This window comes from Mesorhizobium sp. ESP7-2, assembly GCF_020164715.1.
GTDB lineage: Bacteria > Pseudomonadota > Alphaproteobacteria > Rhizobiales > Rhizobiaceae > Mesorhizobium.
In genome coordinates this window covers 42995-53303 of sequence record NZ_JAIUGQ010000044.1, presented here as the reverse complement: position 1 = coordinate 53303, position 10309 = coordinate 42995, and the positions used below count along the sequence as shown (strand labels likewise).

General features: G+C 63.9%; 7 protein-coding genes. 6 read left to right on the top strand and 1 reads right to left on the bottom strand.

Annotation, left to right across the window (positions count from 1 at the left end; genetic code table 11):
• Positions 1-223 precede the first annotated feature (223 nt).
• Complete coding sequence (locus LB543_RS28900) at positions 224-1666, top strand: MFS transporter (RefSeq protein WP_224616579.1); 1443 nt, start codon at positions 224-226, stop codon at positions 1664-1666.
• A gap of 21 nt (positions 1667-1687) precedes the next feature.
• Here the strand turns inward: LB543_RS28900 and LB543_RS28895 are convergent, their stop codons facing one another.
• Positions 1688-2392 carry a nitroreductase gene (locus tag LB543_RS28895; RefSeq protein ID WP_224616578.1) on the bottom strand — a complete coding sequence of 235 codons (705 nt, stop codon included), beginning with the start codon at positions 2390-2392 and terminating at the stop codon, positions 1688-1690.
• A 171-nt stretch (positions 2393-2563) separates the two neighbouring features.
• On the opposite strand from LB543_RS28895, the gene LB543_RS28890 reads away from it, so the two are divergent.
• The 5 genes from LB543_RS28890 to LB543_RS28870 all read left to right on the top strand — a co-directional run bounded on the left by LB543_RS28890 (position 2564) and on the right by LB543_RS28870 (position 10232).
• The gene (locus LB543_RS28890; protein ID WP_181178478.1) at positions 2564-3160 is read left to right on the top strand and encodes a helix-turn-helix domain-containing protein; all 597 of its coding nucleotides are present in this window, start codon (positions 2564-2566) and stop codon (positions 3158-3160) included.
• 95 nt (positions 3161-3255) lie between these two features.
• Positions 3256-5709, top strand: a complete 2454-nt coding sequence (locus tag LB543_RS28885; RefSeq protein ID WP_224616577.1) for an FAD-dependent oxidoreductase — start codon at positions 3256-3258, stop codon at positions 5707-5709.
• On the top strand, positions 5706-6611 hold the full coding sequence (locus LB543_RS28880; protein WP_140758220.1) for a homocysteine S-methyltransferase family protein: 906 nt from the start codon (positions 5706-5708) through the stop codon (positions 6609-6611). The genes LB543_RS28885 and LB543_RS28880 overlap by 4 nt, the downstream gene beginning before the upstream one ends.
• Positions 6604-7785, top strand: a complete 1182-nt coding sequence (locus LB543_RS28875; protein ID WP_224616576.1) for a pyridoxal phosphate-dependent aminotransferase — start codon at positions 6604-6606, stop codon at positions 7783-7785. Before LB543_RS28880 ends, LB543_RS28875 begins: the two co-directional genes overlap by 8 nt.
• The gene (locus tag LB543_RS28870; RefSeq protein WP_224616575.1) at positions 7782-10232 is read left to right on the top strand and encodes an FAD-dependent oxidoreductase; all 2451 of its coding nucleotides are present in this window, start codon (positions 7782-7784) and stop codon (positions 10230-10232) included. The genes LB543_RS28875 and LB543_RS28870 overlap by 4 nt, the downstream gene beginning before the upstream one ends.
• The last annotated feature ends 77 nt before the right edge of the window (positions 10233-10309 follow it).

The following is a 10309-nucleotide window of genomic DNA, read 5'->3' as shown; positions in this document are numbered from 1 at the left end:
CTCCCAGCATGCATGTTGAATCAGAACTGCGATGATTTGGGAATCCCACGACTCTTATAAATCTCATCCCGCTCTAGAGCCGCTGCCTCTGGCCTCAATGCCGGCCGGTTCTGCCGCTAGAGAATCCCGCCTTGGGTGCCCATGATGGAAAACGTGGCCGCCCAACCGGTCCAAGGGATGAAAGTCCCGTCTCAGAGTCGGCATATTTGGTTCGAACATCCCTATGACCGCTGAACTATCAGCCGGCGCCACCGATCGCGCCGATGTGCCGGCAAGAGCGATGCTCCTACTGCCGCTGACGGTCGCCTGCGGCGTGTTCATGACCAGCCTCGACCAGAATGTCGTGGTGACGGCTTTGCCGGGCATCAGCGAAAGCCTTGGCCGGCCGCCCAGCCAGCTCGGCCTGCTGATCACCGCCTACGTCGCCAGCCTGATCATCTCGATGCCGCTCGGCGGCTGGGCGGCCGACCGTTTCGGCCTGCGCAACGTCTATTGCTTCGCCTTGCTGGTGTTTGCCGCTTCATCGGCCCTGTGCGGACTGTCTGATAACATCTGGATGCTGGTCGGCGCCCGCGCGCTGCAGGGCTTCGGCGGCGCGCTGATGGGCACGCTCGGCCAGGTCGTCATCCTGTCGACCTTCCCGCGCAGCCGGACCCTGAAGATCAACATGTATATCTCGCTGGCCGGACAGTCCGGGCCGCTGGTCGGTCCGCTCGTCGGCGGTGCGCTGACCACCTACATCTCCTGGCGCTGGATCTTCTTCATCAACGTGCCGTTCGCGCTCGCGGCGGCAATCCTTGCCGCCTCACTGTTCCCGACAATGACCAAGCCGGTGCGCACGCGGTTCGATTTTCCAGGCTTTTTGCTGGTCGGCAGCGGCATGGTCCTGCTGGTCTTCGGCATGGACTCGCTCGCGGCGAAAGACGCGGCCGGCAGCATGATCGCCGCCGAGCTCGTGCTGGCGCTCATCATCCTTGCGTCCGCCTCCTTCTACTGTCTGCGTGTGCGCAATCCCCTGCTCGATCTCAAGCTCCTGCGCATCCGCACCTTCCGCATCTCCTTCCTTACCGGCGGCGGGCTGGATACGATCGGTCTCAGCTCCGTCGTCTTCCTGCTGCCACTGATGTTCCAGCTCGGCTTCGGCATGAGCGCGGTGCAGGCGGGATCGCTGACCTTCGTGGCAGCGGTCGGCTCGGTAGGTATGCGTGTCTTCATGCCACGCCTTCTCAACCGCTTCGGTTTTCGCCGCGTGCTGGTCTTCAACACGCCCGTTGTTGCCGGCATGGTCGCGGGCTTCGCCTTGATGCAAGCAACGACGCCGGTCTGGATCACGCTCACCTACATCTTCGTCTTTGGCGTCTTTCGCTCGGTGCAATGGGCTTCGACCGGCAACCTCGCCTATTCAGACATCGCGCCCGAACAGCTCGCCCGCTTCAGCGCGCTCTACTACATCCTCTGGCAGCTGGCGGTCGCGATCAGCGTCGGCCTGGCGGCTGCGATGCTGTCATTTCTCGCCGGCAACGGGCCGGCCGTCGCCGGCGACTTCCGGATCCTGTTCGTGATCGAAGGCGTCATCACGCTCTGCGCCCTGCTCGCCTATCTCAAGCTGACGCCACAGGACGGCGCCCATGTCAGCGGTCACGGTGCGCACATGAATACGGAATAGCGGGCCTGCGGCGGGCGAAACCTACTCGCTGAACGTCACCCATTCCTCGAGCGGCTCACGATCGGTGCGGAAGGCGTTCTCGGGCTTGGAAGTGTCTTCATAGCCGAGCGCCATGCCGCAGACGACGATCTCCTCGTCGGGAATGCCGAGCACCGGCCGGATCTGCCGGTGGTAGGGCGCGAAGGCCGCTTGCGGACAGGTATGCAGACCCCTGCCCCGCGCCGCGACCATGATGTTCTGCAGGAACATGCCGTAGTCGATCCACGAACCCTGGTTGAGCCGGCGGTCGATGGTGAAGATCATGCCGACCGGCGCGTCGAAGAAGACGAAGTTGCGGTCGTGCTGGGCGCGCATCTTGTCGACTTCCCGGCGACCTATGCCGAGCGCGCCGTAGAGGCCGAACCCGTTGGCACGGCGGCGGGTGAGATACGGTTCGAAGAACTGGGTCGGATAATAGCGATATTCGTCCCAGTCGGCTTTTTCCGCGCGGATGCCGGAATTCATGATGGCATCCGTGATCCGCTGCTTGGTCCCGCCCTTGGTGACGTAGACCCGCCAGGGCTGCATGTTGGTGCCGGAGGGAGCGCGCGCCGCGACAGCCAGTATGTCACGGATCGTCTCGTCGTCGATCATGTCGGGCAGAAATGCGCGCACCGAACGGCGCGACATGATCGCATCGTCGACGATCTCGGCATCAACCGCGATTCGAGCCTTCTTTTCCAGCATGGGCCGTCCCTTAGCCATGTTCTCGATCGGACGTCCCCACTCGCCGCTCGCGGCGGAGCCTTTGCATGAACCGTCAGAATCCTGCAAGCAAATCTTGAGCATTGGTGAAAATCTACTTGATTTTTTCATGAGCTTCATTTCTCATGAAATTCGACTGTAATTTTTCATGAAGTGAGCGATTTGGTCTCCCCTACCGCACGAACATTACAGGGACCTGACGAGCGAGTCCTGGCCGGCGATATCAGGGCCTTGCGCCGGGTGCGAGGGCTGACGCTTGCCGAGATCGCGCTGCAACTCGGCCGTTCGGTCGGCTGGGTCAGCCAGGTCGAGCGCGGACTGTCGACGCCGTCGCTCAGCGACCTCAGGGCTTTCGCCGATTTGTTCGGCGTGCCGATCAGCCTGTTCTTCAGCCATGACGTGCCCGTGGAAAGCGAGCGCGGCGTGGTGGTGCGCGCCGGCAAGCGCCGCACCCTTGGCACCAGCGAATCCGGCCTTGTGGAGGAGCTTCTGTCACCGGACCTCGGTGGTAGCTTCGAGATGGTGCGGTCAGTCTTCGCACCTGGCGCGGAGTTGAAGAACGAGGCCCGCCGCCCGACCGAGGAGGCTGGATACATCGTGTCCGGGCAGTTCGACATCGAAATAGCCGGGGTCTGGCACCGGCTCGGCGAAGGCGACTCCTTCCGCTTCGAAGGCAAGCCTTACCGCTGGCGCAACCCGGGTAGCGAGCCGGCGGTCGTAATCTGGGTGGTTTCGCCACCCGTCTATTGAATGCATGGCACCTAGAACCGTGCAGCGGTTTTGGGAAAAGGACGTGCATCAAACAAAGATAGAAGCGCGACGCGCTCGAAGATTGGGAGAAGAACATGGCGGGTTTGCCGAGCACGGCGCGCGTGGTGATCATCGGAGGTGGCGTTGTCGGCACCTCTTCGCTCTATCATCTGGCCAAGGCCGGCTGGACCGACTGCGTTCTTCTGGAAAAGAACGAGCTGACCTCGGGCTCGACTTGGCATGCCGCCGGCAATGTGCCGACCTTCTCCTCCTCCTGGTCGCTGATGAACATGCAGCGCTATTCGACCGAGCTCTATCGTGGCCTCGCCGACGCGGTCGACTATCCCATGAACTACCATGTCACCGGTTCGCTCAGGCTCGCCCACACAAACGAGCGCATGCAGGAATTCCAGCGCGCCAAGGGCATGGGCCGCTACCAGGGCATGGACATAGACGTGGTCGGGCTCGACGAGATCAAGCGCCGCTACCCCTTCCTTGAAACGCATGAGTTGAAGGGCGCGCTCTACGATCCGAGCGACGGCGACATCGACCCGGCGCAGTTGACGCAGGCGCTGGCCAAGGGCGCGCGCGACATGGGCGCGAAAATCATCCGCTTCTGCCCCGTCACCGGCGTGCGCCGTGAGAAGGACGAGTGGGTGGTCGTAACGGCGCAAGGCGAGATCCGCTGCGAGATCGTCGTCAATGCGGCCGGCTACCGTGCCGCCGAAGTCGGCAGGGTGTTCGGCCGTGAAGTGCCGATGATGGTGATGAGCCACCAGTACATATTGTTCGAGGAAATACCCGACCTGGCCGCCTGGTCGAAGGAACAGGGCAAGAAGCTGCCGCTGCTGCGCGACGTCGACACCTCATACTATTTGCGCCAGGAAAAGGCCGGCATGAATCTTGGTCCCTATGAGCGCAATTGCCGCGCGCATTGGGCAACCCACGACGATCCCATGCCGGACGACTTTTCCTTCCAGCTTTTCCCCGACGATCTCGACCGGCTGGAGCATTATCTGGCGGATGCGGTCGCCCGCGTCCCGATCCTGGGCACCGCCGGCCTGTCCAAGGTCATCAACGGCCCGATCCCTTATACGCCGGACGGCAATCCGCTGATCGGGCCGATGCCGGGCGTTCCCAATGCCTTCGAGGCTTGCGTCTTCACCTTCGGCATCGCCCAGGGCGGCGGCGCCGGCAAGGTGCTGGCCGAATGGGTGACGCAAGGCCAGACCGAATGGGACATGTGGTCCTGCGATCCGCGCCGCTTTACCTCTTTCGCCTCAGCACCGGATTATTGCGTGGCCAAGGGCATGGAAATCTATGGCAATGAATACGCCATCCAGTTCCCGCGTCACACCTGGCCGGAAGGACGTGACAGGAAACTGTCGCCGATCCACGATCGCATCAAGGCGTTCGGCGCCCGCTTCGATGCCTATAATGGCTGGGAACGCGCCACCTGGTACGCGCAGGACGGCGACGACGTCTCCGAGGAAGCGACGCTGACCTTCCGCCGCGAAGGGCCCTGGCAGCAACGCGTCCGCGAAGAGTGCCTGGCGGTCCGCGACGCCGCCGGCATCCTCGACCTGCCCGGCTTCTCGCGCTTCAACCTCGAGGGTCCAGGTGCCGCCGAATGGTTGAGCCGGCAAGTGACCGGCCTGGTGCCGAAGCCGGGCCGCATCGGCCTCGTCTATTTCTCCGACGACAAGGGCCGCATCGTCACCGAAATGTCGGTGGTACGCCATGGCGAAGAGTCCATGACGCTGATCACCGCGGCGGTGGCGCAGTGGCATGACTTCGAATGGCTGAAATCGCACATGCCTGGGGATGCCGCGTTCAAGCTGATCGACCGGACGGAGGAATTCTCCACGCAGATCCTGGCCGGTCCCAATTCGCGCAAAATCCTTGCCGATGTCTGTGAGGCCGACCTGACCTTGCCATGGCTGACGCATCAGGAAACCAGGATCGCCGGCCGCTGGGCCAAGCTGGTCCGCGTCTCCTTTGCCGGCGAGCTTGGCTGGGAGATCCACACCAGGGTCGACGACACCGCGGCAATCTTCGACGCGATCTGCGCCGCCGGGCAAAATCATGGGCTGAAGCCGTTCGGCATGTACGCACTGGATTCGCTGCGTCTGGAAAAGGGCTACCGCACCTGGAAGGGCGACCTGTCGACGGACTACTCGGTCCTGCAGGGCGGGCTCGAGCGCTTCGTCAAATGGGAAAAGCCCGACTTCCGTGGCAAGGCGGCCCTCCAGAACGAGAAACAGCAAGGCGTGAAGAAGCGCTTCGTCACGCTGGTGATCGAAAATCCCGGCGATTGCGACGCGCCTTACATGTCGACGCTCTGGCATGACGGCCAGATCGTCGGCGAGACGACCTCGGGCGGCTGGGGCCATCGCATCGACAAGTCGATCGCGCTCGGCATGCTGCGCGCCGACCTGAGCGAACCCGGTACCGCCGTCGAGGTCGAGATCTTCGGCGACCGCTTCAAGGCAGTCGTGCAGCAGGACGAGCCCTTGTGGGATCCCAGGAACGAAAGACTGCGCGCATGAAGCCGGTTATCCTCACCGATGGCGGCATGGGTCAGGAGTTGGTGCGGCGCAGCAAGTCCGAGCCGACGCCGCTGTGGTCGGCCAGGGTGCTGATCGACGAACCGGACCTCGTGCGCGGCTTGCATGCCGAATTCATCCGCGCCGGCGCCCGCGTCATCACCATAAACACCTATTCGGCGACGCCGGAACGGCTGGCGCGCGAAGGTGCGGAAGACCTGTTCAAGCCATTGCAGAAGCGTGGCATCGACCTCGCCAGGCAAGCGCGCGACGAAGCCGGTGAGGCGGCGATCGCCGGCTGCCTGTCACCGCTTTTCGGCAGCTACGCGCCGGCGCTGACCATCTCCTATCAGGACACGCTCGACATCTACCGCCGTATCGTCGCCGAGCAGGCTGATGGCGTCGACCTGTTCCTGTGCGAGACCATGGCGTCGGCCGAAGAGGCACGCGCGGCGGTCACCGCCGCATCGGAAAGCGGCAAGCCTGTCTGGGTGTCATGGACCCTGGCCGACCACGGCACGCCGCGCTTGCGCAGTGGCGAGACGATTGCTTCGGCGGCGGAGGCGCTCGGAAATCTGCCGGTGGCGGCGCGTCTGCTCAACTGCTGCCGCCCGGAAGCGATCGCGGCGGCCTTGCCGGAACTGATCGAGCTCGGCGGCCCGGTCGGCGCCTATGCCAATGGCTTCACCTCCACCGAAGCGCTCAAGCATGGCGGCACGGTGGATGTACTGCATGCCCGCCACGACCTCGGTCCGGATGCCTACGCCGACCAGGCTGTCGGCTGGGTCGAAGCCGGTGCGGACATCGTCGGCGGTTGCTGCGAGGTCGGTCCTGCCCATATCGCCGCCTTGCGCGACCGGCTGCAACAGGACGGCTACGCCATCTCGGGAGTCTCACATGCCTAAACCATCATCGCGCATCACCGGCATCGTGCCATCGGGCAAGGACGGCTGGGAGGTTCATTTCGCCGCCTGGAGCCGCAAGGAAGCCGGCGAGGACATCATCATGCTGTCGGCCGGCGACCATGATTTCGACACGCCGTCGGAAACGATCGAAGCTTGCGTGGTAGCGGTTCGCGGCAGCAACCATCACTACACGCCGCTCCCCGGCCTGCCGCGCCTGCGCAAGGCGATGGCGGCGGCCTCCAGCGCCTGCACCGGCGTCGAGACGATGCCGGAAGAGGTCATCGCCACATCGGGCGGCCAGGCCGCACTCTACGCGGCCGTGCAGGCTGTTCTCGACCCGGGCGACCACGCCATCGTCGTCGCCCCCTACTATGCCACCTATCCCAACACCTTCAGTGCGGCGGGTGCCAGTTTCACCGTGGTCGAGACACCGGCCGAGGATGGGTTCCAACCCCGCACCGACATGATCCGCGCGGCACTCAAGCCCAACACGCGCGCCATCCTGATCAACACGCCGAACAACCCGACCGGCGCTGTCTATTCGCGCGAGCGCCTGGAACAGCTGGCCGAAATCTGCCGCGAGCACGATCTCTGGCTGCTGTCCGACGAGGTCTACTGGACGCTGGGCGGCGGCGAGCATGTCTCACCGCGCTCGCTGCCCGGCATGGCCGAGCGCACGCTGGTTATCAATTCCATGTCCAAGAGCCATGGCATGACCGGCTGGCGCATGGGCTGGCTGACCGGTCCGGAGAAAATGATCACACTGCTGATCAACCTCAACCTGGTGACGACCTACGGCCTGCCGGCCTTCATTTCGATCGCTTGCACCGAGGCGCTGGAGCAAAACTATGGCGTCAAGGACATCGCCGAACGCTACGCCGCACGCCGCACCGTCCTGCTCGATGCGGTACGCGGCATGAACGATGTCACCGTGCGCGGTTCCGAAGGCGGCATGTATGTCATGCTCGACATATCGGACGTCGAACCCGATGACGAGAAATTCGCCTTCGCCTTCCTCGACAAGGAGAAGGTCGGCGTCATGCCGGGCTCGAGTTTCGGCGAAGCCGCGGCCGGTCATATCAGAATCAGCCTGTGCCAGCCCGAACCCGTGCTCAGAGAAGCCGCCTCCCGGCTGCGCCGTTTCGTTTCCAGCTACCGCCGCGAGGCCGCATGACCACCAGGACTCTTCCCACCAAAGCGCGGGCCGTCATCATCGGCGGCGGCGTCTCGGGCTGCTCTGTCGCCTACCATCTGGCCAAGCTCGGCTGGACCGACATCGTGCTTCTGGAGCGCAAGCAGCTGACGTCGGGCACGACATGGCATGCCGCTGGCCTGATCGGCCAGTTGCGCGGTTCGCAGAACATGACCCGGCTGGCGAAATACTCGGCCGATCTCTACGTCAAGCTGGAAGCCGAAACCGAAGTCGGCACCGGCATGCGCCAGGTCGGCTCGATCACCGTGGCGCTGACCGAGGAGCGCAAGCACGAAATCTACCGCCAAGCGTCGCTGGCCCGGGCCTTCGATGTCGACGTGCGCGAGATTTCTCCCAACGAAGTCAAGGAGATGTACCCGCACGTCAACGTCTCCGACGTGATCGGCGCCGTGCATCTGCCGCTCGACGGCCAGTGCGACCCGGCCAACATCGCCATGGCGCTGGCCAAGGGTGCGCGTCAGCGCGGCGCCACCATCGCCGAGAATGTGAAGGTCACCAAGGTCCATACGAAAAATGGCCGCGTCTCCGGCGTGTCCTGGGCGCAAGGCGAAGACCAAGGCACGATCGAGACCGACATCGTCATCAACTGCGCCGGCATGTGGGCGCGCGACCTCGGCGCCCGGAACGGCGTCAACATCCCGCTGCACGCCTGCGAGCATTTTTATCTCGTCACCGAGCCGATCCCTGACCTCGGCCGCCTGCCGGTGCTGCGCGTGCCGGACGAGTGTGCCTACTACAAGGAAGACGCCGGCAAGATGATGCTCGGTGCCTTCGAACCGGTGGCCAAACCATGGGGTATGGACGGCATCCGCGAGGATTTCTGCTTCGACCAGTTGCCGGAGGATATGGACCATTTCGAGCCGATCCTCGAAATGGGCGTCAACCGCATGCCGATGCTGGCCACCGCCGGCATCCACACTTTCTTCAACGGCCCTGAAAGCTTCACCCCCGACGACCGCTACTATCTCGGCGAGGCGCCGGAACTGCGCGGCTACTGGATGGCGACCGGCTACAATTCGATCGGCATCGTCTCGTCCGGCGGCGCCGGCATGGCGCTGGCGCAGTGGATCAACGACGGCGAAGCGCCGTTCGACCTCTGGGAGGTCGACATCCGCCGCACGCAGCCGTTCCAGAAGAACCGCCGCTATCTCAAGGAGCGCGTTTCCGAAACGCTCGGCCTGCTCTATGCCGACCATTTTCCTTACCGGCAGATGGCGACATCGCGTGGCGTGCGCCGCTCGCCCCTGCATGAGCATCTGAAGGCGCGCGGCGCCGTGTTCGGCGAGGTCGCCGGCTGGGAGCGCGCCAACTGGTTCGCGCGCGAAGGCCAGGAACGCGAATATCGCTATTCCTGGAAGCGGCAGAACTGGTTCGACAACCAGCGCGAGGAACACCTCGCCGTCCGCAACAAGGTCGGGCTGTTCGACATGACCTCGTTCGGCAAGATCCGTGTCGAGGGCCGCGACGCCTGCGCCTTCCTGCAAAGATTGTGCGCCAACGACATGGATGTGGCGCCGGGCAAGATCGTCTACACCCAGATGCTCAACCAGCGCGGCGGCATAGAGAGCGACCTCACCGTGTCGCGGCTTTCGGATACGGCCTATTTCCTCGTCGTGCCGGGCGCCACGCTGCAACGCGACCTCGCCTGGCTGCGCCGGCATATCAGCGAGCAGTTCGTCGTCATCACGGACGTAACCGCGGCCGAAAGCGTGCTCTGCCTGATGGGGCCGGATGCGCGCAAACTGATCCGGAAGGTCAGCCCGAACGACTTCTCCAACGAGAACAATCCGTTCGGCACCTTCCAGGAGATCGAGATTGGCATGGGCCTCGCTCGGGCGCACCGCGTCACCTATGTCGGCGAACTCGGTTGGGAGCTCTACGTCTCGACCGATCAGGCCGCCCACGTCTTCGAGGCGATCGACGAGGCTGGTGCCGATGTCGGGCTGAAACTCTGCGGCCTGCACACGCTGGATTCCTGCCGCATCGAAAAAGCTTTCCGCCATTTCGGCCACGACATCACCGATGAAGACAACGTGCTGGAGGCGGGCCTCGGCTTCGCCGTGAAGACGGCCAAGGGCGATTTCATCGGCCGCGATGCCGTGCTGCGGAAGAAAGAGGCCGGATTGAACCGCCGTCTGGTCCAGTTCCGCCTGAAGGACCCGCAGCCGTTGCTCTTCCACAACGAGGCGATCCTGCGCGATGGCAAGATCGTCGGTCCGGTCACTTCGGGCAACTATGGTCATCATCTCGGCGGCGCGATCGGGCTGGGCTATGTGCCATGCAAGGGCGAGAGCGAAGCGGATGTGCTGGGTTCGACCTACGAAATCGAGATCGCCGGCGAACGGTTTGCCGCCGAAGCATCGCTGAAGCCGATGTATGATCCGAAGGCGGAACGGACGAAGATGTAGCGCCTCTTACCCTTCTCCCCGTTCTACGGGGAGAAGGTGGCCCGAAGGGCCGGATGAGGGGCGGCGCCGAGTTGGCA